Origin of the sequence: Methylopila musalis, from assembly GCF_042679725.1 — a bacterium.
Classification (GTDB): Bacteria; Pseudomonadota; Alphaproteobacteria; order Rhizobiales; family Methylopilaceae; genus Methylopila; species Methylopila musalis.
The window spans coordinates 59,392-86,031 of sequence record NZ_JBHTMX010000002.1 but is presented as its reverse complement, the minus strand read 5'-3'; the positions used below and the strand labels follow the sequence as shown (position 1 = coordinate 86,031).

Sequence of the window (26,640 nt, the reverse complement as noted above, 5' to 3'; positions counted from 1 at the left end):
CCGCCACGACGGCGGACGCCCACCAGCCGGAGCGCCGGCTGGGTTTTCGACAGACGCTTGCAAAGTTCTGGCCGCCGGGTAAAGAAGCGCCCATGCGTCGATCCGGTCGACCCTGACACACCTCATCCAGCCACCGCAGGACGTAAGCAAGAGCCATGGCCAAGGAAAAGTTCGCGCGGACGAAGCCGCACTGCAACATTGGAACGATTGGTCACGTTGACCATGGCAAGACGTCTTTGACGGCTGCGATCACGAAGATTCTGGCTGAGACGGGCGGTGCGACGTTCACGGCGTACGACCAGATCGACAAGGCTCCGGAAGAGAAGGCGCGCGGGATCACGATCTCGACGGCGCATGTGGAGTACGAGACGGCGAACCGTCACTACGCGCATGTGGACTGTCCTGGCCACGCCGACTACGTGAAGAACATGATCACGGGCGCGGCGCAGATGGACGGCGCGATCCTTGTGGTGTCGGCGGCCGACGGCCCGATGCCGCAGACCCGCGAGCACATCCTTCTGGCGCGCCAGGTCGGCGTTCCGGCGCTGGTGGTGTTCCTGAACAAGTGCGACATGGTCGACGATCCGGAGCTCCTCGAGCTGGTCGAGCTCGAGGTGCGCGAGCTTCTGTCGAAGTACGACTTCCCCGGCGACGACATTCCGATCGTGAAGGGTTCGGCGCTCGCGGCGCTCGAGAACTCGTCGCAGGAGCTCGGCCACGACGCGATCCTGAAGCTGATGGCGGAAGTGGACGCGTACATCCCGCAGCCGGAGCGTCCGGTTGACCAGCCGTTCCTGATGCCGGTCGAGGACGTGTTCTCGATCTCGGGCCGCGGCACGGTGGTGACCGGCCGCGTGGAGCGCGGCATCGTGAAGGTCGGCGAGGAAGTCGAGATCGTCGGCATCCGCCCGACGGTGAAGACGACGGTGACCGGTGTCGAGATGTTCCGCAAGCTTCTGGACCAGGGCCAGGCGGGCGACAACATCGGCGCGCTGCTGCGCGGCACGAAGCGTGAGGACGTGGAGCGCGGCCAGGTGCTGTGCAAGCCGGGCTCTGTGAAGCCGCACACGAAGTTCAAGGCCGAAGCCTACATCCTGACGAAGGAAGAGGGCGGTCGTCACACGCCGTTCTTCACGAACTACCGTCCGCAGTTCTACTTCCGGACGACGGACGTGACGGGCGTGGTGCACCTGCCGGAAGGCGCGGAAATGGTTATGCCGGGCGACAACATCGCGATGACGGTCGAGCTGATCGTTCCGATCGCGATGGAGGAGAAGCTGCGCTTCGCCATCCGCGAAGGCGGCCGCACCGTCGGCGCAGGCGTCGTCGCTTCCATCATCGAGTGATCTCCGGCCTGTCGGCCGCATCCTGAGATTGAAGAGCCCGGCGTCCCACGACGCCGGGCTCTTTGCATTCGGACCGTGCATGCGCGCGACGGACGCGCCGTCGCGGCGGCTGGGGTCTTTGGTTTTGGCGGACGCGCCAGGACCTGCGCCGGGGAAAAGCAGCGCTATGCCGAGATCGTGTCGCGCGGGCGACCAGACGGTCGCGAACCTGTTTTGGGCGGACGCCCGATCGTCTCGCAGCCGGTCGTCGCATTCGCGTCGGCAAGCTCCATCTGCGCGACATGAGCGCCGGCGCGATCATGGGAGGAGATGGAGAGGAGGCGTCAGCCCGTTCTGCGGGCTGCGCACGCCGCTGAAGCTCCATCGCAGGACATGGCCTTGGCCCGACCGCTGCCTCCGCGCAGTCGCAAGGGCGGGGGCGCGTGTGAGACCGCGCAGGTCATACGCTTGTTCAACGGTCGAAGCGACGCGTTGGGTCTTGGGGGCCGCGCAGACCTGTCCAGCGTCGCGCGCGGAGAACGGGCGGCCCGTCGCCGGGGTCGCGCAGGGCGCTGTCGTTCAGACGATCGATGTTACAAAGGGCTTTACAGCGCTCCGCCGTCCGACTAGACAGCACGCCTGCTCTGGTTCGGTGCGAGTCAGCGGCATCGTAGGAGTGTAGCTCAACTGGTCAGAGCACCGGTCTCCAAAACCGGGGGTTGGGGGTTCGAGTCCCTCCACTCCTGCCACGGGCAGGACAGCGACGGGCCTCATACGGCGGCGTCGCTTGGGATTTTCCGGATGTTTGGAGCGTCCGGCGATGACGACAGCGATCAGGGGCGCAGGCTCATCCGGCCGGCGTCCCTTTTGGACGTGATGCGAGGCGATGGCTAAGACCAATCCGATCGAATTCCTGCAGGAAGTGGGCGCCGAGACCGCGAAAGTGGTGTGGCCGACCCGCCGCGAGACGGCGATCACCACGATCATGGTCTTCGTGTTCGTGTTTCTCGCCTGCGTGTTCTTCTTCCTGGCGGATATGGTCCTGCGCACGGCCGTGACCATGATCCTGGGGTTTGGCCAATGAGCGCCGCGGGGCAGGCGGCGGGCGGCCGGCGTAAGCGCTGGTACATCGTCCACGCTTATTCGAACTTCGAGAAGAAGGTCGCGGATTCGATCCGCGAGAAGGCGGAGCAGACCGGCCTGTCGGATCTGTTCGAAGAGATTCTGGTGCCGACCGAGAAGGTCGTCGAGGTGCGCCGCGGCCGCAAGGTGGACGCCGAGCGCAAGTTCTTCCCCGGCTACGTGCTGGTGAAGATGGATCTGACGGACCAGGCCTATCATCTGATCCGCAACACGCCGAAGGTCACCGGCTTCCTGGGCGCGGACAACAAGCCGTCGCCGATCTCCGACGCCGAGGCGGAGCGCATCCGCCAGCAGGTGCAGGAAGGCGTGGAGCGCCCGAAGCCGTCGGTGTCGTTCGAGGTGGGCGAGAACGTCCGCGTGTCGGACGGCCCGTTCGCCTCGTTCTCGGGCGTGGTGCAGGACGTGGACGAGGCGCGCGCGCGCCTCAAGATCGACGTCTCGATCTTCGGTCGCGCGACGACCGTCGATCTCGAATACGGACAGGTCGAAAAGGTCTGATCCGTTTCCCGGCCGTGGGAGGACGGGCGCAAGGGCTTCGCCGCCTCGCGTCCATGTCCGCACCACGGCGTCACATGGCGTAAGGCGGCTCGCCGCCGTCGCGCGCCTTGAGGAGAAAGCCACATGGCGAAGAAGATTACGGGCTACATCAAGCTGCAGGTGCCGGCCGGCTCCGCCAACCCGTCGCCGCCGATCGGCCCGGCGCTCGGTCAGCGCGGCCTGAACATCATGGAGTTCTGCAAGGCGTTCAACGCCCAGACCGGCCAGCTCGAGAAGGGCATGCCGATCCCGGTGGTGATCACGGCCTATGCGGACCGTTCGTTCACGTTCCAGCTCAAGACGCCCCCGGTCAGCTACTTCCTGAAGCAGGCCGCCGGCGTGAAGTCGGGCTCTAAGACCACGGGCAAGGCCGCTCCGGTCGGCAAGGTGACCCAGGCCCAGCTCCGCGAGATCGCGGAGAAGAAGATGGCCGACCTGAACTGCGACAGCGTGGATTCCGCGGTCGCGATGATCGCGGGCTCGGCCCGCTCCATGGGTCTGGCGGTGGAGGGCTGATCATGGCGAAGCTTGCAAAGCGCGTCGCGAAGTCCCGTGAGGGCGTGGATCGCGAGAAGCTGTATGCGCTCGACGAGGCCATCAAGCTCGTGAAGGAGCGCGCGACCGCCAAGTTCGACGAGACCATCGAGGTCTCGATCAACCTCGGCGTCGATCCCCGCCATGCGGACCAGATGGTGCGCGGCGTGTGCCAGCTGCCGAACGGCTCCGGCCGCACCGTGCGCGTGGGCGTGTTCGCCCGCGGCCCGAAGGCGGACGAGGCCAAGGCCGCCGGCGCCGACATCGTGGGCGCCGAAGACCTGCTGGCGATCGTCCAGGGCGGCACGATCGAGTTCGATCGCTGCATCGCGACCCCGGACATGATGCCGCTGGTCGGCCGTCTCGGTAAGGTGCTCGGCCCGCGCGGCCTGATGCCGAACCCGAAGGTCGGCACGGTGACCGTCGACGTCGCCGGCGCGGTGAAGGCCGCCAAGGGCGGCGCGGTGGAGTTCCGCGTCGAGAAGGCCGGCATCATCCATGGCGGCGTGGGCAAGGCCTCGTTCGACGAGACCAAACTGGTCGAGAACATCAAGGCGTTCACCGACGCCGTGGTGAAGGCCAAGCCGACCGGCGCCAAGGGCCAGTACGTGCAGAAGATCGCGGTGTCCTCGACGATGGGCCCGGGCGTGCACGTGGAGCCGGGCTCCGTTCTCGGCGCCTGAAGCTGTTTGAATAAGCGGTTCGTCGAGGGCGCTAAGGAAAAGATGTTTAGGACACTTTTTGTCCTATCCCTTTTCTTTGGCGCCCTCACGCCGTCCGTGGGTGAGACTGCTTCCGGATCGTCACAGTTGCAGGGGTGCTGGCGGGATTCTTCGCCGGATCAAAGCGCTGGCGATCAATGGATCGAGATTTGCCTTCAGCAGGGAGGCGTTGGAAGGGTTTCCGTCCACGAATCCGGCCACGGCAGAAGCTATTTCATGAAATGGTCTGTCTCAAAAACGTTGCTCGTGGACGGGTCTAATTGTCGATACTCTAGAACTCTTGAGCAATCTTCGATGAAGATCGATGGTTGTCCATTTGAGGGTTATTATAAGAAATTAGATTGATAGCGGTAAATTGTATTTTAAATGTCAGCCCAATATTGAATAATTTAGCGACTGTTGGTTCGCAAGTTTCGATCTTGCCTCAATTGCCGAGCGGGTCGTTTTTATTTCAACGCCAACTCGATGGTCATTTCTGTTCCCGATGAATAGTGCAGCCTTACGCAAGACGATCAGCGTGCGCTTTGTAAGAGAGGCTGGTCGTCTTGGTGGCTTCCATTGCGTCGCAGTTTTCCCCGGCGCATCTCCTCCTTCAAAACGATGGCTCATTTGCGCGGCTGGATGATGTTCTAGTGAGGGGTGGCTGTGTCGTCAGCGATCGGGGAAAGGTTGTGCGCGCAAGGACCAATAGGCCTGTCGGATCAGAGGACGATCAGGTCGCTTATGTGGCGATGAGGAATTCTGCGGCCCCATCTGTCGTAACGCTGAGGGCTGGAGCGCCCTGCTGTCGATCTGTCTCTTACGGCGTGACGCACGCTCTGTTTTCGTGGACGAACTTAAACGGTTGTTCCCTCTGGCCGGACGGTTTGTGCGAGGGGCGACAGGGCGATGTGCGCATGGCCGTCCGGGATTGGGGGTGTCCCCGCGAGAGCGCAGCGGCGAAGCCTCCTATCGTCGATGCGCAGCTCGCTTAAAGTTTGGCGAAATGAAATTTCCCTGCGAAAACGCCTAGGGGCCTTGGCATTCGCTTTGCCAGGGTATAGAAGCCGCCACTCTCGGTGCTCGACGAGGAAATCCGTTAACATGAGCTGGAAGTCCCTTTTTAAGGGGCGTTCAATCGTGCGGATGCCGTCAGCGCCGCGATATTCGTTCGGGTTATCCGAACGAATCGGAGGGCCGGTTCGCTCCGTCCCTCCGACCTGTCCGAGAAAGCAGGCGCGCCTCCACGGGGAGACCGCTTAAGCCCGGAGCACCGGGACCTGCCGAGACGGGGACGACCGGATTTTCGGCCCGCGCGAGCGGCCCGTCCGTCTGGTTCGAACCATCGCCGTGGCGTTCACGCGTCGCGCGCGGACAGGGCTTGAGCCGCCGCTTTTTCACCCGTCGCGAGACGGGCGGGCAAGCGGCAGTAGCAACCCGGCGATCCTCAGCCTTCGGGCCGGATCGTCAACCGGAGAGAGCACGTGGACCGCGCAGAAAAGCGTGAAGCGGTTGCGGCGCTGAACTCGGTGTTTTCGGACTCCGGGGCCATCGTCGTCGCTCACTATTCGGGCCTGACCGTCGCTCAGCTGCAGACGCTTCGTCGGCAGATGCGCGAGGCGGGCGCGAGCGTGAAGGTCGCGAAGAACCGGCTCGCCAAAATCGCTCTCGAAGGCACGGACGTCGCCCACATCGGGACCCTCCTCACGGGTCCCACGATCCTCGCCTACAGCGCGGATCCGGTGGCGGCGCCCAAGGTCGCGGTCGAGTTCGCCAAGGGGCACGACAAGTTCGTGATCCTCGGCGGCGCCATGGGCGCGACCTCCCTGAACCCCGATGGCGTGAAGGCTCTTGCCACCATGCCGTCGCTGGACGAACTGCGCGCCAAGCTCGTCGGCCTCATCCAGGCCCCGGCGACCAAGATCGCGCAGCTCTCGACCGCGCCCGCAGCCAAGCTGGCGCGCGTGTTCGGGGCTTACGCCAAGCGAGACGAGGCGGCGTGACGCCGTTCTTCATTCCCAAAACTGGTTCGAACTTTTAAGGACGTAAAACAATGACGGATCTCACGAAGATCGTCGACGAACTGTCCAACCTGACGGTTCTCGAGGCCGCCGAGCTCGCCAAGCTGCTCGAAGAGAAGTGGGGCGTCTCCGCCGCCGCCGCCGTGGCTGTCGCCGCTGCGCCGGGCGCCGCCGCCGCCGCTCCGGTGGAAGAGCAGACCGAGTTCACGGTCGTGCTCGCCGGCGCCGGCGAGAAGAAGATCGAGGTCATCAAGGAGGTCCGCGCGATCACCGGCCTCGGCCTCAAGGAAGCCAAGGACCTGGTCGAAGGCGCTCCGAAGCCGGTCAAGGAAGCCGTGTCCAAGGACGAGGCCGAGAAGCTCAAGGCCCAGCTCGAGAAGGCTGGCGCCAAGGTCGAGCTCAAGTGATCTCGCGCGGGCCGTCGCGCCCGCGCCGGATTCTCTGCGGGGAGGGGAGTTCCCTCCTCGCGTGACCAACATGAGCCGCGGGGGACGGCGCCGGAAGGCGTCGGCTTCTCCCGCGGCTTGAACGCCTTCCGGCCCGTGCGCTCCGCGGCCGGTGGCGACGACGCAAGCGGGTTCCGCACGACCGAACGAACCCGCCGCGCCTGATCCAAGGCCCGACCTTCGGGCGAAGGCTTTGGATCAGGCGCGCCTCTCGGCAGGATTGAGGAAGACGATGGCTCATACGATCACCGGCCGCAAGCGTGTCCGCAAGTTCTTCGGCAAGATCCGCGAAGTCACGGAAATGCCGAACCTGATCGAAGTCCAGAAGGCGTCTTACGACCAGTTCCTTCTGTTCGACGGCAAGGACGCTCGGCCGGACGAAGGCCTGCAGACGGTGTTCAAGTCGGTGTTCCCGATCTCCGACTTCTCCAACACCTCGATGCTGGAGTTCGTCTCCTACGAGTTCGAGCAGCCGAAGTACGACGTGGACGAGTGCCGCCAGCGCGGCATGACCTTCGCGGCCCCGCTGAAGGTGACGCTGCGCCTGATCGTGTTCGACGTGGACGAGGAGACCGGCGCCAAGTCCGTCAAGGACATCAAGGAGCAGGACGTTTACATGGGCGACATGCCGCTCATGACGGACAACGGCACCTTCATCGTCAACGGCACCGAACGCGTCATCGTCTCCCAGATGCACCGCTCGCCGGGCGTGTTCTTCGACCACGACAAGGGCAAGACGCACTCGTCCGGCAAGCTGCTGTTCGCGGCGCGCATCATCCCCTATCGCGGCTCGTGGCTCGACATCGAGTTCGACGCCAAGGACATCGTCCACGCCCGCATCGACCGTCGCCGCAAGATCCCGGTGACGTCGCTGATGTTCGCGCTCGGCATGGACGGCGAGGCCATCCTCGACACCTTCTACAACAAGGTGCTCTACACCCGTGACGGCGACGCCTGGCGCACGCCGTTCGACGGCGCGCGCCTCAAGGGCCTGAACGCGGCCGTGGACCTGGTCGACGCCGACTCCGGCGAAGTGGTGCTGGAGGCGGGCCGCAAGCTCACCGTCCGCCAGGCGCGCCTGATCGCCGAGAAGGGCGTGAAGGACCTGCGCATCTCCAACGAGGAGCTGGTCGGCCAGTATGTGGGCGAGGACCTCGTCAACGGCGGGACGGGCGAGATCTGGGCCGAGGCCGGCGACGAGATCACCCCGAAGCTGCTGGAGACGCTGATCGACGTCGGCGTCACCGAGCTGAACCTGCTCGACATCGACCACGTCAACGTGGGCGGCTACATCCGCAACACGCTCGCGGTGGACAAGAACGCCACCCGCGAGGAGGCGCTGTTCGACATCTACCGCGTCATGCGCCCGGGCGAGCCGCCCACCCTCGACACCGCCGAGGCGATGTTCCAGTCGCTGTTCTTCGACGCCGAGCGCTACGACCTCTCCGCGGTCGGGCGCGTGAAGATGAACATGCGCCTCGACCTCGACGCGCCGGACACCCATCGCACGCTGCGCAAGGCCGACATCCTCGCCGTCATCAAGACGCTGGTGGACCTGCGCGACGGCCGCGGCGAGATCGACGACATCGACCATCTCGGCAACCGCCGGGTGCGCTCGGTCGGCGAGCTGATGGAGAACCAGTACCGCGTCGGCCTGCTCCGCATGGAGCGCGCCATCAAGGAGCGCATGTCGTCGGTCGAGATCGACACCGTCATGCCGCAGGACCTGATCAACGCGAAGCCCGCGGCCGCGGCCGTGCGCGAGTTCTTCGGCTCGTCGCAGCTGTCGCAGTTCATGGACCAGACCAACCCGCTGTCCGAGATCACGCACAAGCGTCGTCTCTCGGCGCTCGGGCCGGGCGGTCTGACGCGCGAGCGCGCCGGCTTCGAGGTGCGCGACGTGCACCCGACCCATTACGGCCGCATCTGCCCGATCGAGACGCCGGAAGGCCCGAACATCGGCCTGATCAACTCGCTCGCCACCTTCGCGCGGGTGAACAAGTACGGCTTCATCGAGGCGCCGTACCGCAAGGTGCGCGACGGCCTTGTCACCGACGAGGTGCACTACCTCTCGGCGGTGGAGGAGTCGAAGCATCACGTGGCGCAGGCCAACGCCCAGCTCGACACGTCGGGCAAGTTCGTCGAGGACCTGATCGTCTGCCGCCACATGGGCGAAGTGGTGTTCGTGCCGATCGAGCGCGTCGACTACATGGACGTGTCGCCGAAGCAGCTCGTGTCGGTGGCCGCGGCGCTCATTCCGTTCCTTGAGAACGACGACGCCAACCGCGCGCTCATGGGCTCGAACATGCAGCGTCAGGCCGTGCCGCTGGTGAAGGCGGACGCGCCCTTCGTGGGCACGGGCATGGAGGCCGTGGTCGCCCGCGATTCCGGCGCCGCCATCGCCGCCCGCCGCGCCGGCGTGATCGATCAGGTGGACGCCACCCGCATCGTCATCCGCGCGACGGAAGAGACCGATCCGGCCAAGCCCGGCGTCGACATCTACCGTCTGATGAAGTTCCAGCGCTCCAACCAGTCGACCTGCATCACGCAGAAGCCGCTGGTGCGCGTGGGCGACATCGTGAAGAAGGGCGAGATCATCGCCGACGGCCCGTCGACGGAGCTCGGCGAGCTGGCGCTCGGCCGCAACGTGCTCGTCGCGTTCATGCCGTGGAACGGCTACAACTTCGAGGACTCGATCCTTCTCTCCGAGAAGATCGTCTCCGACGACGTGTTCACCTCGATCCACATCGAGGAGTTCGAGGTCGCGGCCCGCGACACCAAGCTCGGGCCGGAGGAGATCACGCGCGACATTCCGAACGTGTCGGAAGAGGCGCTGAAGAACCTCGACGAAGCCGGCATTGTCTACATCGGCGCGGAAGTGCAGGCGGGCGACATCCTCGTCGGCAAGATCACGCCGAAGGGCGAAAGCCCGATGACGCCGGAGGAGAAGCTGCTCCGCGCCATCTTCGGCGAGAAGGCCTCGGACGTGCGCGACACCTCGCTGCGCGTGCCGCCCGGCGTGACCGGCACCATCGTCGAGGTGCGCGTGTTCAACCGCCACGGCGTGGACAAGGACGAGCGCGCCCAGGCGATCGAGCGCGAGGAGATCGAGCGGCTCGCCAAGGACCGCGACGACGAGCTCGCGATCCTCGACCGCAACACCTACGCCCGTCTCGCCGACATGCTGGTGGGCAAGACGGTCATCTCCGGCCCGAAGGCCATCAAGAAGGACGCGGAGCTGACCCGCGAGGGCCTGATCGAGGCGCCGCGCTCCCACTGGTGGCAGATCGCCGTCTCGGACGACAAGCTGATGTCCGAGCTGGAGGCCATGCGCGCCCAGTACGACGAGCAGAAGAAGCGGCTCGAGCAGCGGTTCCTCGACAAGGTCGAGAAGCTGCAGCGCGGCGACGAGATGCCCCCCGGCGTGATGAAGATGGTCAAGGTCTTCATCGCGGTGAAGCGCAAGATCCAGCCGGGCGACAAGATGGCCGGCCGTCACGGCAACAAGGGCGTCGTGTCGCGGATCGTGCCGGTGGAGGACATGCCGTTCCTCGCGGACGGCACCCACGCCGACATCGTGCTGAACCCGCTCGGCGTGCCGAGCCGCATGAACGTCGGCCAGATCCTGGAGACGCATCTCGGCTGGGCCTGCGCGGGTCTCGGCCGCCGCATCGGCGAGGCCATCGACGCCTACCGGGCGGGCGCGGGGCTTGAAAACCTCAAGTCCACGCTCGATGTGGTCTACGGCGACGATCCGAAGGTGAAGGAGCTCGACGACAAGGAGCTCGTCGAGATGTCCGAGAACCTGCGGCGCGGCGTGCCCATCGCCACGCCGGTGTTCGACGGCGCCAAGGAGGCCGACATCGAGCGCATGCTGGAGCTCGCGGGCGTCGACACGAGCGGACAGGTGACGCTCTATGACGGCCGCACCGGCGACACGTTCGACCGTCAGGTCACCGTCGGCTACATCTACATGCTGAAGCTGCACCATCTGGTGGACGACAAGATCCACGCCCGTTCGATCGGCCCGTACTCGCTGGTCACCCAGCAGCCGCTCGGCGGCAAGGCGCAGTTCGGCGGCCAGCGCTTCGGCGAAATGGAGGTGTGGGCGCTCGAGGCTTACGGCGCGGCCTACACGCTGCAGGAGATGCTGACGGTGAAGTCCGACGACGTGGCGGGCCGCACCAAGGTCTACGAGTCGATCGTCCGCGGCGACGACGCCTTCGAGGCCGGCATCCCCGAGAGCTTCAACGTGCTCGTGAAGGAAATGCGGTCGCTCGGCCTCAACGTCGACCTGCACACCTCGAAGCGGGCCGCAGGCGAGCTTCCCCCCGCCGACGCGGCGGAGTGACGGGCTCCCGTTCGGGAGAACCGTTGGGCGGACGGGCCTCAGGGCCCGCCCGCCGCTGACCAGGGATTTTGAGCGAACCCGGCGGCGCTTGGCGGCGGCCCCCGGTTGCTTCGCGGAAGGAGACGGCGATGAACCAGGAAGTGATGAATCTCTTCAACACGCAGGTTCCGGCCCAGACGTTCGACCAGATCCGCATCTCGATCGCGAGTCCCGAAAAGATCCTTTCGTGGTCGTTCGGCGAGATCAAGAAGCCCGAGACCATCAACTACCGCACGTTCAAGCCCGAACGCGATGGTCTGTTCTGCGCGCGCATCTTCGGTCCGATCAAGGACTACGAGTGCCTGTGCGGCAAGTACAAGCGGATGAAGTACAAGGGCGTCATCTGCGAGAAGTGCGGCGTGGAGGTGACGCTGTCGCGCGTGCGCCGCGAGCGCATGGGCCACATCGAGCTCGCCGCCCCCGTCGCCCACATCTGGTTCCTGAAGTCGCTGCCGTCCCGCATCGGCCTTCTCATGGACATGACCCTCAAGGATCTTGAGGCGATCCTCTATTTCGAGAAGTACGTGGTGCTGGAGACGGGTCTGACCCCGCTCAAGGACCGCCAGCTCCTCACTGAGGAAGAGTATCTCCACGCCCAGGACGAGTATGGCGAGGACGCCTTCACCGCGCAGATCGGCGCGGAGGCGATCCAGTCCATGCTGCGCGCGCTCGACCTCGAGAAGATGGCCGCCGACATCCGCGTCGAGATCGCGGAGTCGACCACCGAGCTGAAGCCGAAGAAGCTCGCCAAGCGCCTGAAGATCGTCGAGGCTTTCATCGAATCCGGCAACAAGCCGGACTGGATGATCATGACCGTCGTGCCGGTGATCCCGCCGGACCTGCGTCCGCTGGTGCCGCTGGACGGCGGCCGCTTCGCGACGTCCGACCTGAACGACCTCTACCGCCGCGTCATCAACCGCAACAACCGCCTGAAGCGGCTGATCGAGCTGCGCGCGCCGGACATCATCATCCGCAACGAGAAGCGCATGCTTCAGGAGGCGGTGGACGCGCTGTTCGACAACGGCCGCCGCGGCCGCGTCATCACCGGCGTCAACAAGCGTCCGCTGAAGTCGCTGTCCGACATGCTGAAGGGCAAGCAGGGCCGCTTCCGCCAGAACCTGCTCGGCAAGCGCGTCGACTACTCCGGCCGTTCGGTCATCGTGGTCGGCCCGGAGCTGAAGCTGCACCAGTGCGGCCTGCCGAAGAAGATGGCGCTGGAGCTGTTCAAGCCGTTCATCTACTCGCGTCTCGACGCCAAGGGTCTCTCCGCCACCGTGAAGCAGGCGAAGAAGCTCGTGGAGAAGGAGAAGCCGGAGGTCTGGGACATCCTGGACGAGGTGATCCGCGAGCATCCGGTGATGCTGAACCGCGCTCCGACCCTGCACCGCCTCGGCATCCAGGCGTTCGAGCCGGTGCTGATCGAGGGCAAGGCGATCCAGCTTCACCCGCTGGTCTGCGCCGCGTTCAACGCCGACTTCGACGGCGACCAGATGGCCGTGCACGTTCCGCTGAGCCTCGAGGCCCAGCTGGAAGCGCGCGTGCTCATGATGTCGACCAACAACATCCTTCACCCGGCCAACGGCGCGCCGATCATCGTGCCGTCCCAGGACATCGTGCTCGGCCTCTACTACCTGACGCTGATGCGCGACAAGGAGCCGGGCGAGGGCATGGCCTTCGCCAACATGGGCGAGCTCGAGCACGCGCTGTTCTCGAAGTCTGTGACGCTGCACACCAAGATCAAGAGCCGTTACGTCTCGGTCGATGAGAACGGCGATCCGGTCTCGAAGATCTTCGAGACCACGCCCGGCCGCATGATGCTTGGCCAGCTGCTGCCCAAGACCCCGAAGCTGACCTTCGACGTCGTCAACAAGCTGATGACGAAGAAGGAAATCTCGAACATGATCGACACCGTCTACCGAAACTGCGGTCAGAAGGACACGGTCATCTTCTGCGACCGGATCATGTCGCTCGGGTTCCACAACGCGTTCAAGGCCGGCATCTCGTTCGGCAAGGACGACATGGTGGTGCCGGAGACCAAGACGAAGATCGTCGACGACACCCGCACGCTCGCCAAGGAATACGAGCAGCAGTACCAGGACGGCCTGATCACTCAGGGCGAGAAGTACAACAAGGTGGTCGACGCCTGGGCCAAGTGCACGGACAAGATCGCCGAAGAGATGATGGCCCGCATTTCGGCCGTCCAGATCGATCAGGAGACCGGGCGCACCAAGCAGATCAACTCGATCTACATGATGAGCCACTCGGGCGCCCGCGGCTCGCCGGCGCAGATGAAGCAGCTCGCCGGCATGCGCGGCCTCATGGCCAAGCCGTCGGGCGAGATCATCGAGAGCCCGATCATCTCGAACTTCAAGGAAGGCCTGTCGGTGCTCGAGTACTTCAACTCGACGCACGGCGCCCGTAAGGGCCTCGCCGACACCGCTCTGAAGACCGCGAACTCGGGCTACCTGACCCGCCGTCTCGTCGACGTGGCGCAGGACTGCATCATCACCGAGGACGATTGCGGCTCGGAGTCGGGCATCCGCGTCCGCGCGGTGATCGACGCCGGCCAGATCGTGGCGACGCTCGGCCAGCGCATCCTGGGCCGCACCGCGGCCGAGGACGTGCTGAACCCGGCGACGGGCGAACTGATCGTGCCGAAGAACACGCTGTTCGCCGAGAAGGACGTCGAGCAGGTGATGTCGGCGGGCGTGCAGGAGATCCGCATCCGCTCGGTGCTCACCTGCGAGACCAAGGTCGGCGTCTGCGTGGCCTGCTACGGCCGCGATCTGGCGCGCGGCACGCCGGTCAACCACGGTGAGGCGGTCGGCGTCATCGCGGCGCAGTCCATCGGCGAGCCGGGCACCCAGCTCACCATGCGCACGTTCCACATCGGCGGCACGGCGCAGCTGGCGGACTCGTCCTTCCTCGAAAGCTCGTTCGAGGGCACCGTCAAGCTGCGGAACCGCAACGCGGCCCGCAACTCCGACGGCGACCTGATCGTGATGGGCCGCAACGTGGCGGTCGTGATCGTGGACGCCGACGGCGTCACCGAGCGCGCCACCCATCGTCTGCAGTACGGCTCCCGCCTGAAGGTGGACGACGGCGACAAGATCAAGCGCGGCCAGCGCATCGCGGAGTGGGACCCCTACACCCGTCCGATCCTCACCGAGGTGGACGGCAAGGTCGCCTTCGAGGATCTGGTGGAAGGCGCCTCCGTCAAGGAGACGTCGGACGAGGCCACGGGCATCACCAAGCGCGTGGTCACCGACTGGCGCACCTCGACCCGCAACGCCGACCTCAAGCCGGCGGTCACCATCTTCGGTTCGGACGGCAAGATCGCCCGTCCGGCCAAGGGCGGCGAGGCGCGCTATCTGCTGGCGGCGGACGCGATCCTGTCGGTCTCGCCCGGCTCCGAGGTGCGCGCCGGCGACGTGCTGGCCCGTATCCCGACCGAGAGCGCCAAGACCCGCGACATCACGGGCGGTCTGCCGCGCGTGGCGGAGCTGTTCGAGGCGCGCCGTCCGAAGGACGCGGCGATCATCGCCGAGGTCTCCGGCACGGTGCAGTTCGGCAAGGACTACAAGAACAAGCGTCGCCTCTCGCTCATCCCGAGCGACGGCGGCGAGCCGGTCGAGTACCTGATCCCCAAGGGCAAGCACATCCACCTGCAGGATGGCGACGTGGTGGAGCAGGGCGACTACATCGTCGACGGCAACCCGGCGCCGCACGACATCCTGGCGATCAAGGGCGTGGAGGAGCTCGCGGCTTACCTCGTCAACGAGATCCAGGAGGTCTACCGGCTTCAGGGCGTGACCATCAACGACAAGCACATCGAGGTGATCGTCCGCCAGATGCTGCAGAAGGTGGAGATCTCGGACGCCGGCGAAACCGACCTGATCACCAACGAGCAGGTCGACAAGATGGAGTTCGAGGCGGTCAACACGAAGGCCGAGGCCGAGGGCAAGAAGCCCGCGGTCGGCCACCCCGTGCTGCTCGGCATCACCAAGGCGTCGCTGCAGACCCGATCCTTCATCTCGGCCGCCTCCTTCCAGGAGACGACCCGCGTGCTCACCGAGGCCGCGGTCAACGGCAAGGTGGACGACCTCGAGGGCCTGAAGGAGAACGTCATCGTCGGCCGCCTCATCCCGGCGGGCACCGGCTCGGTGATGAACAAGGTGCGCGAGATCGCGACCCACCGCGACGACCTGATCCTCGCCCAGAAGGCGCAGGAATCGGGCGTGTCGCCGGACACGGCCCTGCTGCCGGCCTCCGACGCCGCGGAGTGATCCGGGGCGGGCGCCTCGCCCGCCGCAACAGATGGAAAAGGCCGCCGGAGCGATCCGGCGGCCTTTTTTCTTTTGGAGAGCGAAGGGCGCGTTTCGGCGCCTCCCCTATGAAGCGGCCGGGGCGTCAGCCGGTCGGGACGTCGGCGGGCTCCGGACGGCGCAGGCTGAAGCGGAACGCCAGCGCCACGCACAGGATCGTGGCGGCGAAGGCGGCGGCGACGCCGAAGGTCAGCCCGAAGCCGCCCGCGCCATGGGCGACGCCGATCAGCGCCGCCGCGAAGCCGCTGACGGTGAAGCCGAGGAAGTAGCGCACGCTGTAGGCCTTGGTGCGCAGATGCGCCGGCGTGTAGCGGGCCACCATGGCGTCGTTGACCACGACCTGGCCGTAGATGCCGGCCACCGCCAGCGCGAGCCCGGCCAGCATCGCCCCGCCGCCGAAGGCCGCGGCGAGGGTGAGCCCCGTGGTCTGGAGCGCGGCGAGCCCCACGAAGATCACCGGCAGGGAGAAGCGGTCCACCAGCCGGCCGACCGCGAGCTGCGTCATCGCGCCGAACAGGAACACGCCGGTCACGAGCCAGCCGACCGCCTCGATCGGCAGGGGAAAGCCGAGCCGCTCGTCCACCGCCTTGGGCAGCGAGATGCTGGTGATGTTGAAGGTCATGCCGCCGGCGACCAGCGCGGCGCCGAACAGCGTCAGCAGCACGGGCAGGGGGAGCCGGAAGTCGGCGGCGGAGGAGGGGACGCTGGGCCGGCGGTCCGCGGCGCTGTCGGCGGGCGCGAAGGCGAGATAGGCCGCGCCGAGCGTCAGGCAGACCACGGCCGGGATCAGGAAGGCGGCGCGCCAGCCGAAGGCGCTCGCGGCCATGGCGGTGCCGCCCGAGGCGAAGGCGGTCCCCACATTGCCGAACACGCCGTTCCAGCCGAGCGTGCGGCCGAGCGACGTTGCGTGGGTGACGAGCAGCGACGCGCCGATCGGATGGTAGATCGCGCTGAACGCGCCCAGAATCAGCAGCCAGACCGCGAGCGCCGTGGAGCCGGTGCTCAGGCCAAGCCCGATGAGCGCTCCGCCGCAGCCGAAGAAGAAGGCCGCCAGCAGGTTGCGACGGCCGACTCGCTCCGCGAGCCAGCCCATGGGCAGGGCGAACAGGCCGAAAGCGACGAAGGCGCCCGTGGACAGCGCGATCAGGTGTCCGTAGGCAAGTCCAAGGTCGTGCGCCATGACGATCACCGCCGTCGGAAAGATCAGCAGCACGTAATGATCGAGCAAATGCGCCACGTTGACGAACGCGATGGCGCGGCGGGAGGCGGAATGCGGCATTTCGACGGGTCCGGAACAGCGCGCGGCGGGGCGCCGCGCGTTCCGGATCAGGGCGCATCCGTTAGAACTCCGTCAAGTTCTCGGCCCGTGGTGTTGACACTCTAGGATTCGCGCGGTAGAAGCGCCCCACTCTTCGGCAGGCGGTAATTCCACGCTGTCGGTTGCGGTCCACGCGCCGACCTTTCGGAATTAGACGCTGTCGCGACCACACGGTCAGTTGCGGTTCATGACCCCGGCGCTTCGTCGTCGTTGGTCCTCTGCAGGGAGCGGCGCCCGCGCTCGGTTTTCCGAGAGCAGGCGTCATTTCGTTTTGCGCGCCTCGATGACGGGGTGCGCGGAACGCTGGTTTACAAGGAAAGCGGTAAGGCCAACGATGCCCACCATCAGCCAGTTGATCCGCAAGCCTCGGCAGGCGCCGACGGCGCGCAACAAGGTTCCGGCGCTTCAGGCGTGCCCGCAGAAGCGCGGCGTCTGCACGCGCGTCTACACCACCACGCCGAAGAAGCCGAACTCGGCGCTTCGTAAGGTCGCCAAGGTGCGTCTCACCAACGGCTTCGAGGTCATCGGCTACATTCCGGGCGAGGGTCACAACCTCCAGGAGCATTCGGTCGTCATGATCCGCGGCGGCCGCGTGAAGGACCTTCCGGGCGTGCGCTACCACATCCTCCGCGGCGTGCTCGACACGCAGGGCGTCAAGAACCGCAAGCAGCGCCGTTCGAAGTACGGCGCCAAGCGGCCGAAGTGAGGTTCTGAACCATGTCCCGTCGTCATTCCGCAGAGCGTCGTGAAGTCCATCCCGATCCGAAGTTCGGGGACATCATCGTCACGAAGTTCATGAACACCGTCATGCGTGACGGCAAGAAGTCGACCGCCGAGACCATCGTGTACGGCGCGTTCGACTCCGTCGAATCCAAGCTGAAGCAGTCGCCGATCGCCGTGTTCCATCAGGCGCTCGACAACATCGCTCCGGCTCTCGAGGTCCGCTCCCGCCGTGTCGGCGGCGCGACCTACCAGGTTCCGGTCGAGGTCCGGCCGGAGCGTCGTCAGGCGCTCGCTCTCCGCTGGCTGCTGGCCTCCGCCCGCGCCCGCAACGAGAAGACCATGGTCGACCGTCTGTCGGCCGAGCTCATCGACGCCTCGAACAATCGTGGCTCGGCGGTGAAGAAGCGCGAAGATACGCACCGCATGGCGGAAGCGAACCGCGCGTTCTCGCACTACCGCTGGTAATCGAGCAGACAGTTTAAGGACCGAGATCATGGCCCGCTCCCACGCGATCGAAGACTATCGTAACTTCGGCATCATGGCCCACATCGATGCCGGCAAGACGACCACGACCGAACGCGTCCTGTTCTACTCCGGCAAGTCCCACAAGCTGGGCGAAGTCCATGATGGCGCCGCCACCATGGACTGGATGGAGCAGGAGCAGGAGCGCGGCATCACGATCACGTCCGCCGCGACGACGACCTTCTGGAACGGCAAGCGTCTGAACATCATCGACACGCCGGGCCACGTGGACTTCACCATCGAGGTGGAGCGTTCGCTTCGCGTGCTCGACGGCGCGGTGTGCGTGCTCGACGGCAACGCCGGCGTGGAGCCCCAGACCGAGACCGTGTGGCGTCAGGCCGACAAGTACGGCGTGCCGCGCGTGGTGTTCGTCAACAAGATGGACAAGATCGGCGCCGACTTCTTCCGCTGCCTGAAGGAGATCGACACCCGCGTCGCCGGCAAGCCGGTGGCGATCCAGCTTCCGATCGGCTCCGAGAGCGCCTTCGCCGGCGTCATCGACCTCGTCCGCATGAAGGCGGTGGTCTGGGAGAACGAGAACCTCGGCGCCAACTTCGGCGACCAGGAGATCCCGGCCGATCTCGCCGATCAGGCCGTGGAATACCGCGCCAAGATGATCGAGGCCGCCGTCGAGCTCGACGACACCGCGCTCGAGAAGTTCCTCGAAGGCGAGGAGCCGGATGAGGAGACCCTCAAGGCCCTGCTCCGCAAGGCCGTGCTGACCCGCGCCTTCACGCCGGTGCTCTGTGGCTCCGCGTTCAAGAACAAGGGCGTGCAGCCCCTGCTCGACGCCGTGGTGGACTACCTGCCGTCGCCGCTCGATCGCGGCGCGGTGTCCGGCATCGACTTCAAGACCGAAGAGCCGATCGTCCGCGAGCCGTCCGACGCCGCGCCGCTGTCGGTTCTCGCGTTCAAGATCATGGACGACCCGTTCGTCGGCACCATCACCTTCTGCCGCGTCTACTCGGGCAAGCTGGAGTCGGGCTCGACCCTGCTGAACTCGACCCGCGACAAGAAGGAGCGCGTCGGCCGCATGCTGCTCATGCATGCGAACAACCGCGAAGACATCAAGGAAGCCTATGCCGGCGACATCGTCGCCCTGGCCGGCCTGAAGGAAGTGCGCACCGGCGACACCCTGTGCGACCCCCTGAAGCCCGCGATCCTGGAGCGCATGGAGTTCCCGGAGCCGGTCATCGAGATCGCCATCGAGCCGAAGACCAAGGCTGACCAGGAGAAGCTCGGCATCGCGCTGTCCAAGCTCGCCGCCGAGGATCCGTCCTTCCGCGTGTCGACGGACGCCGAGTCCGGCCAGACCATCCTGAAGGGCATGGGCGAGCTTCACCTCGACATCAAGGTCGACATCCTGAAGCGCACCTACAAGGTGGACGCCAACATCGGCGCGCCGCAGGTGGCCTATCGCGAGACCCTGACCAAGCCGGTCGACGTGGATTACACCCACAAGAAGCAGACCGGCGGCACCGGCCAGTTCGCCCGCGTGAAGTTCCGCGTGGCTCCGAACGAGGTCGGCAAGGGCTTCGAGTTCGAGTCGAAGATCGTCGGCGGCGCCGTGCCGAAGGAGTACATCCCGGGCGTCCAGAAGGGCCTCGAGTCCGTGCTGGGCTCCGGCGTGGTCGCGGGCTTCCCCGTGGTCGACGTCAAGGTCGAGCTGGTCGACGGCGCGTTCCACGAGGTGGACTCGTCCGCTCTCGCCTTCGAAATCGCCTCCCGCGCGGCGTTCCGCGAGGCCCTGCAGAAGGGCGGCGCGGTGCTGCTCGAGCCGATCATGAAGGTCGAGGTGGTCACCCCCGAGGACTACACCGGCTCCGTCATCGGCGACCTCAACTCCCGCCGTGGCCAGATCCAGGGCCAGGACATGCGCGGCAACGCGAACGTGGTGAACGCCATGGTCCCGCTCGCCAACATGTTCGGCTACATCAACACGCTGCGTTCGTTCAGCCAGGGCCGCGCGAACTACAGCATGGAATTCGACCATTACGAGCAGGTGCCGTCGAACGTCGCGCAGGAGGTTCAGGCGAAGTACGCCTGAGCCCGCAGCGACTGACGACCACCCTCACCGAAACGATCTCAAGACAAGAACGGAGCCTTCGCCATGGCCAAGGAAAAGTTCGCGCGGACGAAGCCGCACTGCAACATTGGAACGATTGGTCACGTTGACCATGGCAAGACGTCTTTGACGGCTGCGATCACGAAGATTCTGGCTGAGACGGGCGGTGCGACGTTCACGGCGTACGACCAGATCGACAAGGCTCCGGAAGAGAAGGCGCGCGGGATCACGATCTCGACGGCGCATGTGGAGTACGAGACGGCGAACCGTCACTACGCGCATGTGGACTGCCCGGGCCACGCTGACTACGTGAAGAACATGATCACGGGCGCGGCGCAGATGGACGGCGCGATCCTGGTGGTGTCGGCGGCCGACGGCCCGATGCCGCAGACCCGCGAGCACATCCTTCTGGCGCGCCAGGTCGGCGTTCCGGCGCTGGTGGTGTTCCTGAACAAGTGCGACATGGTCGACGATCCGGAGCTCCTCGAGCTGGTCGAGCTCGAGGTGCGCGAGCTTCTGTCGAAGTACGACTTCCCCGGCGACGACATTCCGATCGTGAAGGGTTCGGCGCTCGCGGCGCTCGAGAACTCGTCGCAGGAGCTCGGCCACGACGCGATCCTGAAGCTGATGGCGGAAGTGGACGCGTACATCCCGCAGCCGGAGCGTCCGGTTGACCAGCCGTTCCTGATGCCGGTCGAGGACGTGTTCTCGATCTCGGGCCGCGGCACGGTGGTGACCGGCCGCGTGGAGCGCGGCATCGTGAAGGTCGGCGAGGAAGTCGAGATCGTCGGCATCCGCCCGACGGTGAAGACGACGGTGACCGGCGTCGAGATGTTCCGCAAGCTTCTGGACCAGGGCCAGGCGGGCGACAACATCGGCGCGCTGCTGCGCGGCACGAAGCGTGAGGACGTGGAGCGCGGCCAGGTGCTGTGCAAGCCGGGCTCTGTGAAGCCGCACACGAAGTTCAAGGCCGAAGCCTACATCCTGACGAAGGAAGAGGGCGGTCGTCACACGCCGTTCTTCACGAACTACCGTCCGCAGTTCTACTTCCGGACGACGGACGTGACGGGCGTGGTGCACCTGCCGGAAGGCACGGAAATGGTTATGCCGGGCGACAACATCGCGATGACGGTCGAGCTGATCGTTCCGATCGCGATGGAGGAGAAGCTGCGCTTCGCCATCCGCGAAGGCGGCCGCACCGTCGGCGCAGGCGTCGTCGCTTCCATCATCGAGTGATCTGAGCTCGTTTTTCAAGCTGCCGGGGCGGGCGCGCCCTGATCTCGTAGACAGGGCGCCGCCCTTACCTCCGTGGAGACCGAAGTACAATGAACGGTCAGAACATCCGGATCCGCCTCAAGGCGTTCGACCACCGCATCCTCGACAGCTCGACTCGCGAGATCGTGTCGACGGCGAAGCGGACGGGCGCGCAGGTGCGTGGTCCGATCCCGCTCCCGACGCGCATCGAGAAGTTCACGGTGAACCGCTCGCCCCACGTCGACAAGAAGAGCCGTGAGCAGTTCGAGATCCGGACGCACAAGCGTCTGCTCGACATCGTTGATCCGACCCCGCAGACCGTGGACGCGCTGATGAAGCTCGACCTCGCGGCCGGCGTGGACGTCGAGATCAAGCTCTGATCGGCTGAGGAGAAGGACGACGCTCATGCGGTCCGGAGTTATCGCACAGAAACTGGGCATGACGCGCATCTTCACGGATGCTGGCGAGCATGTTCCGGTCACCGTTCTCAAGGTCGAGCAGTGCCAGGTCGTGGCGCATCGCACCCTCGAGGGCAATGGTTACGTGGCGCTGCAGCTGGGCGCCGGCGTCCGCAAGGCGAAGAACGCGACGCGCGCCGAGCGCGGCCACTTCGCCAAGGCGGAAGTCGAGCCCAAGCGCAAGGTGGTCGAGTTCCGGGTGTCGCCCGACGCGGTGATCCCCGTCGGCGCCGAGATCACGGCCGACCACTTCCTGGTGGGCCAGCGGGTCGACGTGACCGGCACCTCCACGGGTAAGGGCTTCGCCGGCGCCATGAAGCGCTGGAACTTCGGCGGTCTGCGCGCCACCCACGGCGTGTCGATCTCGCACCGTTCGCACGGCTCCACCGGCGGTCGCCAGGATCCGGGCAAGGTGTTCAAGAACAAGAAGATGGCCGGTCATCTCGGCGCGGAGCGGGTCACGACGCAGAACCTGCGCGTGGTCTCCACCGACGTGGAGCGCGGCCTGATCCTGGTCGAAGGCGCGGTTCCGGGCGTGAAGGGCGGCTGGATCCTGGTCCGCGACGCGGTCAAGACCAAGCTGCCGGACGGCCTGCCGCTGCCGGGCGCGTTCCGCGAGCGCGGCGCCAACGGCGCGACGCCGGCCGAGACCGCTCCCGAGGCCGCCGCTGAGACGGAGAACGCGTGATGGTCGACATCGCAATCACCACCGCCGACGGCGCCGCGGGCGAGAAGATCTCGCTCTCCGACGACATCTTCGGTCTGGAGCCGCGCGCGGACATCCTGCACCGCGTGGTTCGCTGGCAGCTCGCCCGCCGTCAGGCCGGCACGCACCAGACGCTCGGCCGCTCGGACATCGCCCGCACGGGCAAGAAGATGTACAAGCAGAAGGGCACGGGCCGCGCCCGTCACGCCCAGGCTTCCGCCCCGCAGTTCCGCGGCGGCGGGCGCGCCTTCGGTCCGGTCGTGCGCTCCCATGCGCATGAGCTGAACAAGAAGTTCCGCGCGCTCGGCCTGAAGCACGCCCTCTCGGCCAAGGCTAAGGACCAGCAGATCGTCGTGCTCGACAGCTTCTCGCTGGACGAGCCGAAGACCAAGGCCCTGAAGGACCGGATCGAGAAGCTCGGCTTCGCCAACGCCCTGATCGTGGACGGCGCCGAGGTCGAGAACAACGTCAAGCTTGCGGTCCGCAGCGTTCCTTACGTGGATGTGCTGCCGGTCCAGGGCATCAACGTCTATGACATCCTTCGTCGCGACACGCTCGTGCTGACGAAGGCCGCCATCGATGCGCTGGAGGCGCGCTTCAAATGACCGACGTGCGCCACTTCGACGTCATTCGCGCCCCGGTGATCACCGAGAAGGCGACGTATGCGTCCGAGCAGAACAAGGTGGTCTTCCGCGTCGCGGACACGGCCACCAAGCCGCAGATCAAGGCGGCTGTCGAGAAGCTCTTCGACGTCAAGGTCGTGAGCGTCAACACGCTTGTCCGCAAGGGCAAGGAAAAGCGTTTCCGCGGTCGCATCGGCCGCCAGAGCGACGTCAAGCGCGCGATCGTGACCTTGGAAGAGGGCCACTCGATCGACGTGACGACGGGTCTCTGAGCCGGACCGGGGAGGGAGCCTGAATCATGGCGCTCAAGACATTCAACCCGATCACTCCTGGCCTTCGCCAGCTCGTGATCGTCGACCGTTCCGCCCTCTACAAGGGCAAGCCGGTCAAGCAGCTGACCGAGGGCCTGTCGTCCTCGGGCGGCCGTAACAACTACGGCCGCATCACCGTCCGCTTCCGCGGCGGTGGTCACAAGCGCACCTACCGCCTGATCGACTTCAAGCGGCGCAAGCTCGACGTGCCGGCGACGGTGGAGCGGATAGAGTACGATCCGAACCGCACCGCCTTCATCGCGCTGATCCGCTATGAGGACGGCGAGCTGAGCTACATCCTGGCGCCGCAGCGCCTCGCGGTCGGCGACACCGTCGTCGCCGGCGCCCAGGTGGACGTGAAGCCCGGCAACGCCATGCCCCTCGGCGCGGCGCCGGTCGGCACGATCGTCCACAACGTGGAGCTGAAGATCGGCCGCGGCGGGCAGATCGCCCGGTCGGCGGGCGCCTACGCGCAGATCGTCGGCCGCGACCAGGGCTACGTGACGCTGCGTCTGAACTCCGGCGAGCAGCGCATGGTCCATGGCCAGTGCTTCGCCACCGTGGGCGCGGTGTCGAACCCCGACCACGCGAACATCAGCCTGGGCAAGGCGGGCCGCTCGCGCTGGCTCGGCCGTCGCCCGCACAATCGTGGCGTGACCATGAACCCGGTCGACCATCCGCACGGCGGCGGCGAAGGCCGCACCTCGGGCGGCCGTCACCCGGTCACTCCGTGGGGCAAGCCGACCAAGGGCAAGCGGACCCGTTCCAACAAGGCGACCGACAAGTTCATCGTGTCGAGCCGCCACGCCCGTAAGAAGAAGTAAGCGGAGAGCGGACAATGGCGCGTTCTGTTTGGAAGGGTCCGTTCGTCGACGGCTATCTGCTGAAGAAGGCGGACGCCGCGCGGTCCTCGACCCGCAATGAAATCATCAAGATCTGGAGCCGTCGCTCCACGATCCTCCCGCAGTTCGTGGGCCTCACCTTCGGGGTCTACAACGGCCAGAAGCACGTCCCGGTCAACATCTCGGAAGAGATGATCGGCCACAAGTTCGGCGAGTTCGCCCCGACGCGCACCTTCTACGGCCACGCGGCGGACAAGAAGTCGAAGAGGAAGTAATCATGGGCAAGCAGTCCGCTCCCCGCGCGCTTCCCGACAACGAGGCCAAGGCCGTGCTCCGCATGGTCCGGATCTCGCCGCAGAAGCTGAACCTCGTCGCGCAGCTGATCCGCGGCAAGAAGGTCGAGACGGCGCTCGCCGACCTGACCTTCTCGCGCAAGCGCATCGCCGGCCAGGTCAAGAAGACGCTCGAAAGCGCCATCGCCAACGCCGAGAACAACCACGACCTGGACGTGGACGATCTCGTGGTCGCGCAGGCCTATGTGGGCAAGTCGATCGTCATGAAGCGGTTCTCCCCGCGGGCCCGTGGCCGGGTGGGAACCATTCAGAAGCCGTTCTCGCACCTGACGATCATCGTTCGCCAGGTCGAGCGCGACGCGGCCAAGGCCTGAGGAGGAGACGATGGGTCACAAAGTCAACCCGATCGGGCTTCGGCTCGGCATCAACCGCACGTGGGACTCGCGCTGGTTCGCCGGCAAGGGCGAGTACGGCAAGCTGCTGCACGAGGACATCAAGATCCGTGACGCGCTGCTGAAGGATCTGAAGCAGGCGGCGGTCTCCAAGATCGTCATCGAGCGTCCCCACAAGAAGTGCCGCGTGTCGATCTACTCCGCCCGTCCGGGCATCGTGATCGGCAAGAAGGGCGCGGACATCGACAAGCTGCGCAAGAAGGTCGCCTCCATGACCTCTTCGGAAGTGCACATCAACATCGTTGAGGTGCGCAAGCCGGAGATCGACGCGACCCTGGTCGCCGATTCGATCGCGCAGCAGCTCGAGCGCCGTGTGGCGTTCCGCCGCGCCATGAAGCGCGCCGTTCAGTCGGCGATGCGTCTGGGCGCCGAGGGCATCCGCATCAACTGCGCCGGCCGTCTCGGCGGCGCTGAGATCGCCCGCACCGAGTGGTACCGCGAGGGCCGCGTTCCGCTTCACACGTTGCGCGCCGACGTCGATTACGGCGTCGCCACGGCCAAGACGGCCATGGGCACCTGCGGCGTGAAGGTGTGGATCTTCAAGGGCGAGGTCATGGAGCACGATCCCATGGCCCAGGACCGTCGTCTGGCCGAAGAATCGGCCGGCGGCGGCGGCCGTCCGAACCGCCGCGACGCGGCGTGATCCGGGGGGCTTGGAGACTAAGTCATGCTGCAACCGAAGCGCACTAAGTTCCGCAAACAGTTCAAGGGCCGCATCAGCGGCGCCGCCAAGGGCGGATTTGACTTGAACTTTGGAGCCTATGGCCTTAAGGCCCTCGAACCCGAGCGGGTCACCGCGCGTCAGATCGAGGCGGCCCGCCGGGCGCTCACCCGTCATATGAAGCGCGCCGGCCGCGTCTGGATCCGAGTGTTCCCGGACGTGCCCGTCTCGTCGAAGCCGGCGGAAGTTCGAATGGGTAAAGGCAAGGGCGCGCCCGAGTTCTGGGCCGCCAAGGTTAAGCCCGGCCGTATCATGTTCGAGATCGACGGCGTTCCCGCCGAACTCGCCCGCGAAGCTCTGTCCCTGGCGGCCGCCAAGCTGCCGATCCGGACGCGCTTCGTCCAGCGCATCGCCGAGTGAGGGAGGACGTCATGGCGAAGGCTCGAGACCTGAACACGCTGTCCGTCGACCAGCTCGACGACGAGCTCGTGAAGCTGAAGAAGCAGCAGTTCAACCTGCGCTTCCAGAAGGCCACGGGTCAGCTGGAAAACACTGCGCAGGTGCGTCAGGCGCGTCGCGACATCGCGCGCATCCGCACCGTGGCTTCCGCCAAGCGGGCGGAAGCCAAGTAAGGCCTGAGGAGGACATCATGCCGAAACGCGTCCTTCTGGGGACTGTCATTTCCGACAAGAACGCCAAGACCGTCGTGGTCAAGGTGGAGCGTCGGTTCACGCACCCGCTTCTCAAGAAGACGGTGCGCCGGACCAAGCACTACCACGCCCATGACGAGAACGGCCTGTTCAAGGTCGGCGACCTCGTGTGGATCGAGGAGAGCCGTCCGATCTCGAAGCTGAAGCGCTGGGTCGTTCGTCCCGACGCTGCGGTCGACGCGGCTCCCACGCCGGCCGAATGAATTTCATCTGAAGACCAAGGCCCGCCGGGCGAGGTCCGCTCCTTCGCGAGAGGATACCGGTCCGGGCGTTACGTGAA

The 26,640-nt window shown here is 65.9% G+C and carries 25 protein-coding genes and 1 tRNA gene; 25 read left to right on the top strand and 1 reads right to left on the bottom strand.

Annotated elements, in window-relative coordinates; genetic code table 11:
- Positions 1 to 155: 155 nt before the first annotated feature.
- From tuf (ACFQ4O_RS00990) to rpoC, 10 genes are all read left to right on the top strand, one after another.
- A complete protein-coding gene (gene tuf, locus ACFQ4O_RS00990; protein WP_378773724.1) occupies positions 156 to 1,346 on the top strand; it encodes an elongation factor Tu in 1,191 nt (396 codons plus the stop codon).
- A gap of 651 nt (positions 1,347 to 1,997) precedes the next feature.
- Positions 1,998 to 2,074 (top strand) — tRNA-Trp (locus tag ACFQ4O_RS00985).
- A 137-nt stretch (positions 2,075 to 2,211) separates the two neighbouring features.
- On the top strand, positions 2,212 to 2,409 hold the full coding sequence (secE, locus tag ACFQ4O_RS00980; protein WP_378773723.1) for a preprotein translocase subunit SecE: 198 nt from the start codon (positions 2,212 to 2,214) through the stop codon (positions 2,407 to 2,409).
- A complete protein-coding gene (gene nusG / locus ACFQ4O_RS00975) occupies positions 2,406 to 2,966 on the top strand; it encodes a transcription termination/antitermination protein NusG (protein ID WP_378773721.1) in 561 nt (186 codons plus the stop codon). The genes secE and nusG overlap by 4 nt, the downstream gene beginning before the upstream one ends.
- Before the next feature lie 123 nt (positions 2,967 to 3,089).
- On the top strand, positions 3,090 to 3,521 hold the full coding sequence (rplK, locus tag ACFQ4O_RS00970) for a 50S ribosomal protein L11 (RefSeq protein ID WP_378773720.1): 432 nt from the start codon (positions 3,090 to 3,092) through the stop codon (positions 3,519 to 3,521).
- Between the two features lie 2 nt (positions 3,522 to 3,523).
- On the top strand, positions 3,524 to 4,222 hold the full coding sequence (rplA, locus tag ACFQ4O_RS00965; protein ID WP_378773718.1) for a 50S ribosomal protein L1: 699 nt from the start codon (positions 3,524 to 3,526) through the stop codon (positions 4,220 to 4,222).
- Between the two features lie 1,502 nt (positions 4,223 to 5,724).
- Positions 5,725 to 6,243 carry a 50S ribosomal protein L10 gene (gene rplJ, locus ACFQ4O_RS00960; protein WP_271204093.1) on the top strand — a complete coding sequence of 173 codons (519 nt, stop codon included), beginning with the start codon at positions 5,725 to 5,727 and terminating at the stop codon, positions 6,241 to 6,243.
- Between the two features lie 50 nt (positions 6,244 to 6,293).
- A complete protein-coding gene (gene rplL, locus ACFQ4O_RS00955) occupies positions 6,294 to 6,668 on the top strand; it encodes a 50S ribosomal protein L7/L12 (RefSeq protein WP_378773717.1) in 375 nt (124 codons plus the stop codon).
- A gap of 271 nt (positions 6,669 to 6,939) precedes the next feature.
- Entirely contained in the window at positions 6,940 to 11,058 is a 4,119-nt protein-coding gene (rpoB, locus tag ACFQ4O_RS00950) for a DNA-directed RNA polymerase subunit beta (RefSeq protein WP_378773716.1), read from the top strand.
- A gap of 128 nt (positions 11,059 to 11,186) precedes the next feature.
- The gene (rpoC, locus tag ACFQ4O_RS00945) at positions 11,187 to 15,383 is read left to right on the top strand and encodes a DNA-directed RNA polymerase subunit beta' (RefSeq protein WP_378773714.1); all 4,197 of its coding nucleotides are present in this window, start codon (positions 11,187 to 11,189) and stop codon (positions 15,381 to 15,383) included.
- A 124-nt stretch (positions 15,384 to 15,507) separates the two neighbouring features.
- On the opposite strand, the gene ACFQ4O_RS00940 is transcribed toward rpoC, so the two are convergent.
- A complete protein-coding gene (locus ACFQ4O_RS00940; protein WP_378773713.1) occupies positions 15,508 to 16,701 on the bottom strand; it encodes an MFS transporter in 1,194 nt (397 codons plus the stop codon).
- A gap of 373 nt (positions 16,702 to 17,074) precedes the next feature.
- Between ACFQ4O_RS00940 and rpsL the strand changes: the two genes are divergently transcribed.
- From rpsL to rpsQ, 15 genes are all read left to right on the top strand, one after another.
- On the top strand, positions 17,075 to 17,446 hold the full coding sequence (gene rpsL, locus ACFQ4O_RS00935) for a 30S ribosomal protein S12 (protein WP_020185797.1): 372 nt from the start codon (positions 17,075 to 17,077) through the stop codon (positions 17,444 to 17,446).
- An 11-nt stretch (positions 17,447 to 17,457) separates the two neighbouring features.
- Positions 17,458 to 17,928, top strand: coding sequence for a 30S ribosomal protein S7 (gene rpsG, locus ACFQ4O_RS00930; protein ID WP_271204097.1), 471 nt, complete (start codon positions 17,458 to 17,460; stop codon positions 17,926 to 17,928).
- 28 nt (positions 17,929 to 17,956) lie between these two features.
- Positions 17,957 to 20,032 (top strand): elongation factor G, encoded by a 2,076-nt coding sequence (fusA, locus tag ACFQ4O_RS00925; RefSeq protein ID WP_378773712.1) that lies wholly within the window; start codon positions 17,957 to 17,959, stop codon positions 20,030 to 20,032.
- Positions 20,033 to 20,095: 63 nt separating this feature from the next.
- Complete coding sequence (tuf, locus tag ACFQ4O_RS00920) at positions 20,096 to 21,286, top strand: elongation factor Tu (RefSeq protein WP_378773710.1); 1,191 nt, start codon at positions 20,096 to 20,098, stop codon at positions 21,284 to 21,286.
- A gap of 89 nt (positions 21,287 to 21,375) precedes the next feature.
- The gene (gene rpsJ, locus ACFQ4O_RS00915) at positions 21,376 to 21,684 is read left to right on the top strand and encodes a 30S ribosomal protein S10 (protein WP_020185793.1); all 309 of its coding nucleotides are present in this window, start codon (positions 21,376 to 21,378) and stop codon (positions 21,682 to 21,684) included.
- A 25-nt stretch (positions 21,685 to 21,709) separates the two neighbouring features.
- Positions 21,710 to 22,450, top strand: coding sequence for a 50S ribosomal protein L3 (gene rplC / locus ACFQ4O_RS00910; protein WP_378773709.1), 741 nt, complete (start codon positions 21,710 to 21,712; stop codon positions 22,448 to 22,450).
- Positions 22,450 to 23,073, top strand: a complete 624-nt coding sequence (rplD, locus tag ACFQ4O_RS00905; protein ID WP_378773708.1) for a 50S ribosomal protein L4 — start codon at positions 22,450 to 22,452, stop codon at positions 23,071 to 23,073. Before rplC ends, rplD begins: the two co-directional genes overlap by 1 nt.
- The gene (locus tag ACFQ4O_RS00900) at positions 23,070 to 23,363 is read left to right on the top strand and encodes a 50S ribosomal protein L23 (RefSeq protein WP_378773707.1); all 294 of its coding nucleotides are present in this window, start codon (positions 23,070 to 23,072) and stop codon (positions 23,361 to 23,363) included. Before rplD ends, ACFQ4O_RS00900 begins: the two co-directional genes overlap by 4 nt.
- 26 nt (positions 23,364 to 23,389) lie before the next feature.
- The gene (gene rplB, locus ACFQ4O_RS00895; RefSeq protein WP_378773705.1) at positions 23,390 to 24,226 is read left to right on the top strand and encodes a 50S ribosomal protein L2; all 837 of its coding nucleotides are present in this window, start codon (positions 23,390 to 23,392) and stop codon (positions 24,224 to 24,226) included.
- A 14-nt stretch (positions 24,227 to 24,240) separates the two neighbouring features.
- Positions 24,241 to 24,519, top strand: coding sequence for a 30S ribosomal protein S19 (gene rpsS, locus ACFQ4O_RS00890; protein WP_378773704.1), 279 nt, complete (start codon positions 24,241 to 24,243; stop codon positions 24,517 to 24,519).
- A gap of 2 nt (positions 24,520 to 24,521) precedes the next feature.
- On the top strand, positions 24,522 to 24,911 hold the full coding sequence (gene rplV / locus ACFQ4O_RS00885; protein ID WP_271204104.1) for a 50S ribosomal protein L22: 390 nt from the start codon (positions 24,522 to 24,524) through the stop codon (positions 24,909 to 24,911).
- A gap of 10 nt (positions 24,912 to 24,921) precedes the next feature.
- A complete protein-coding gene (gene rpsC / locus ACFQ4O_RS00880; protein ID WP_271204105.1) occupies positions 24,922 to 25,632 on the top strand; it encodes a 30S ribosomal protein S3 in 711 nt (236 codons plus the stop codon).
- A 24-nt stretch (positions 25,633 to 25,656) separates the two neighbouring features.
- The gene (gene rplP / locus ACFQ4O_RS00875; protein WP_271204106.1) at positions 25,657 to 26,070 is read left to right on the top strand and encodes a 50S ribosomal protein L16; all 414 of its coding nucleotides are present in this window, start codon (positions 25,657 to 25,659) and stop codon (positions 26,068 to 26,070) included.
- Positions 26,071 to 26,081: 11 nt separating this feature from the next.
- The gene (rpmC, locus tag ACFQ4O_RS00870) at positions 26,082 to 26,282 is read left to right on the top strand and encodes a 50S ribosomal protein L29 (protein WP_378773703.1); all 201 of its coding nucleotides are present in this window, start codon (positions 26,082 to 26,084) and stop codon (positions 26,280 to 26,282) included.
- Positions 26,283 to 26,299: 17 nt separating this feature from the next.
- Complete coding sequence (gene rpsQ, locus ACFQ4O_RS00865) at positions 26,300 to 26,563, top strand: 30S ribosomal protein S17 (protein ID WP_271204108.1); 264 nt, start codon at positions 26,300 to 26,302, stop codon at positions 26,561 to 26,563.
- Positions 26,564 to 26,640: the final 77 nt, after the last annotated feature.

Coding starts and splice junctions, on each gene's coding strand:
- rpsG (WP_271204097.1), top strand. CDS start 17,458: ATGTCCCGTCGTCATTCCGCAGAGCGTCGTGAAGTCCATCCCGATCCG.
- tuf (WP_378773710.1), top strand. CDS start 20,096: ATGGCCAAGGAAAAGTTCGCGCGGACGAAGCCGCACTGCAACATTGGA.
- rplP (WP_271204106.1), top strand. CDS start 25,657: ATGCTGCAACCGAAGCGCACTAAGTTCCGCAAACAGTTCAAGGGCCGC.
- rplL (WP_378773717.1), top strand. CDS start 6,294: ATGACGGATCTCACGAAGATCGTCGACGAACTGTCCAACCTGACGGTT.
- rplA (WP_378773718.1), top strand. CDS start 3,524: ATGGCGAAGCTTGCAAAGCGCGTCGCGAAGTCCCGTGAGGGCGTGGAT.
- tuf (WP_378773724.1), top strand. CDS start 156: ATGGCCAAGGAAAAGTTCGCGCGGACGAAGCCGCACTGCAACATTGGA.
- fusA (WP_378773712.1), top strand. CDS start 17,957: ATGGCCCGCTCCCACGCGATCGAAGACTATCGTAACTTCGGCATCATG.
- rpsQ (WP_271204108.1), top strand. CDS start 26,300: ATGCCGAAACGCGTCCTTCTGGGGACTGTCATTTCCGACAAGAACGCC.
- rpsC (WP_271204105.1), top strand. CDS start 24,922: ATGGGTCACAAAGTCAACCCGATCGGGCTTCGGCTCGGCATCAACCGC.
- nusG (WP_378773721.1), top strand. CDS start 2,406: ATGAGCGCCGCGGGGCAGGCGGCGGGCGGCCGGCGTAAGCGCTGGTAC.
- rpsS (WP_378773704.1), top strand. CDS start 24,241: ATGGCGCGTTCTGTTTGGAAGGGTCCGTTCGTCGACGGCTATCTGCTG.
- ACFQ4O_RS00900 (WP_378773707.1), top strand. CDS start 23,070: ATGACCGACGTGCGCCACTTCGACGTCATTCGCGCCCCGGTGATCACC.
- rpsJ (WP_020185793.1), top strand. CDS start 21,376: ATGAACGGTCAGAACATCCGGATCCGCCTCAAGGCGTTCGACCACCGC.
- rplV (WP_271204104.1), top strand. CDS start 24,522: ATGGGCAAGCAGTCCGCTCCCCGCGCGCTTCCCGACAACGAGGCCAAG.
- secE (WP_378773723.1), top strand. CDS start 2,212: ATGGCTAAGACCAATCCGATCGAATTCCTGCAGGAAGTGGGCGCCGAG.
- rpsL (WP_020185797.1), top strand. CDS start 17,075: ATGCCCACCATCAGCCAGTTGATCCGCAAGCCTCGGCAGGCGCCGACG.
- rpoC (WP_378773714.1), top strand. CDS start 11,187: ATGAACCAGGAAGTGATGAATCTCTTCAACACGCAGGTTCCGGCCCAG.
- rplK (WP_378773720.1), top strand. CDS start 3,090: ATGGCGAAGAAGATTACGGGCTACATCAAGCTGCAGGTGCCGGCCGGC.
- rplC (WP_378773709.1), top strand. CDS start 21,710: ATGCGGTCCGGAGTTATCGCACAGAAACTGGGCATGACGCGCATCTTC.
- rpmC (WP_378773703.1), top strand. CDS start 26,082: ATGGCGAAGGCTCGAGACCTGAACACGCTGTCCGTCGACCAGCTCGAC.
- rplB (WP_378773705.1), top strand. CDS start 23,390: ATGGCGCTCAAGACATTCAACCCGATCACTCCTGGCCTTCGCCAGCTC.
- rpoB (WP_378773716.1), top strand. CDS start 6,940: ATGGCTCATACGATCACCGGCCGCAAGCGTGTCCGCAAGTTCTTCGGC.
- ACFQ4O_RS00940 (WP_378773713.1), bottom strand. CDS start 16,701: ATGCCGCATTCCGCCTCCCGCCGCGCCATCGCGTTCGTCAACGTGGCG.
- rplD (WP_378773708.1), top strand. CDS start 22,450: ATGGTCGACATCGCAATCACCACCGCCGACGGCGCCGCGGGCGAGAAG.